Source organism: Mycobacterium arosiense ATCC BAA-1401 = DSM 45069, assembly GCF_002086125.1.
Classification (GTDB): Bacteria; Actinomycetota; Actinomycetes; order Mycobacteriales; family Mycobacteriaceae; genus Mycobacterium; species Mycobacterium arosiense.
In genome coordinates, this window is the sequence record NZ_MVHG01000429.1 from 1 (window position 1) to 233 (window position 233).

Sequence of the window (233 nt, forward strand, 5' to 3'; positions counted from 1 at the left end):
CTTCATCCAGGCGCCAGCCGACCACGTCGACCATTTCGCCCTTGCCCTGGGCGACGCCGATGATCTTGTCGGAGGTGGCGATCTGCTTGCTCTTCGCCGCCGGGCCGGCCGGCACCAGGCGTACGACCTTGACGTAGTCGTTGTCGCTCTGCAGCACCGCGCCGATGCCTTCCAGCGAGAGGCTCATGTTGATGTCGAAATTTTCCGCGTTGTCCGGCGACAGGTACTGGGTG

Annotated in this window: 1 protein-coding gene; it reads right to left on the reverse strand. The window is 63.9% G+C overall.

All coding sequences use genetic code 11. The features are described from left to right. Positions 1-233: PDZ domain-containing protein (locus tag BST14_RS32445; RefSeq protein ID WP_169926134.1), on the reverse strand; the 233-nt coding region annotated here is incomplete at both ends.